Source organism: Vibrio sp. Vb1755 (genome assembly GCF_033338635.1).
In the GTDB taxonomy this organism is placed as follows: domain Bacteria; phylum Pseudomonadota; class Gammaproteobacteria; order Enterobacterales; family Vibrionaceae; genus Vibrio; species Vibrio alginolyticus.
On record NZ_JAWOTA010000152.1, the window covers coordinates 1 to 1,402 of the forward strand.

Sequence of the window (1,402 nt, forward strand, 5' to 3'; positions counted from 1 at the left end):
GTCTTTGTAGCCGTAGTTTTCCATCGCACGGAAGCCAAAGTACACTTGGTCTAGCCATACACGACCACGCCAGTACACATCTTTACCGTAAGCAGGGTTGGTTTGCGATGCGGTCGGCAAAGGCACACCCGTTCCTTGGAATTTATCTGGCGTGTTGAACTCGTCTTGATCTCGCATCACCGCGATCACTTTATCGGCATGCTCTTGCGTTGCTGCACCATTAAACAGCGGCGACCAACCTTCAGGGCCACGTCCACGCTCTACAATCGGCAAACCCGCACAGCCATTTGCAAGAGGCTCAGGAGTAGTGCCATCTTCAGCCACATTTAAGTGAATGTCGTAGAAAAATCCTGTGCTTTCATCAAACATACATTGGTTAATGTACGTTTTGATTTTTTCTGCGCCGTTCAGGAATTCTTGCGCGCGGTCTTTACCTTCTACGCCATCGGACACCAACTTCGCCATTTCCGCTAAGTATTTGTTGTCTGAGTACATGTAAGAGGCTTGATCCACCGATTCTTGCAGCATAGAGAAGCCAAGCAGCTCACCGTCCGCTGCGTTATTGTTGGTGCGGTTTTCTGCAAAACGAACTTCCCAATCTTTCTTCGCAAGATCGAGTTTCGCTAAGTTTTCCGCTGACGTATTGCTGTACACCCACTCTTCGCCTTCCAGCTTGATGCTGTTATCAAAACCATACGCACTTGCCGCGTAGCGACCAAGTTGATCCACATTTCTGTCTGGATTGCTGATGTCTTCAGCTTGCGAATTCATGTTGTGGATGTTGTAGATAAAACCAAAACGAGCCGCGTTATCCATACCCGATTCCCAGCCCGCCGCTTCTTGCGCGCCGACGTGAATCGTCATGTAATCCACTTCATCGAGAATCTTATTGTAAGACGCCATGCCTTTTACTTTATAAGAATTGCCGTTTTGCTCGATGATGTCTTCTGCAGGAATAATGGTCGTGAAGTTAGGATCGCGCGTTTCTACCCAAACGTACATCACGCCTTCTTTTGTATTGTGTGCTGGGTCTACTGCCGCGCCGTATTCAGGCACACCATTTTGGTTGTGGTCGCGGTTGGATAGCCACCAATCGTGGTATGCCACCAACTTCGGATACATTTCATCAATGAATTTTTGCGCGTCTTCTGGGCGATCAAACTGGTTCACGAGAGCGTAATACACCTCCATCACAGACCATGCCGCCAACGATGGTTTCGTATTGCGTTCGTTCCAGTTTTCAGAGCCAGCACCACCACGACTAACAGGTTTGGTGTACGTCAACACATCCAGCAAGTAGCCTTTGTCTTGCGGACGAATCTTGTCATCAGCTTGAACTTGCTCTTGGAATACCGTGCGAATGTTGTCCATCGCAACATCTGGGTTGAAATGCGCCATCGCG

The 1,402-nt window shown here is 48.8% G+C and carries 1 protein-coding gene; it reads right to left on the reverse strand.

Going from position 1 to position 1,402, the window contains the following annotated elements:
* Positions 1–1,402, reverse strand: a 1,402-nt coding sequence (ygjK, locus tag R7E00_RS23450) for an alpha-glucosidase (protein WP_318124630.1), incomplete at both ends; no start/stop codon positions are given.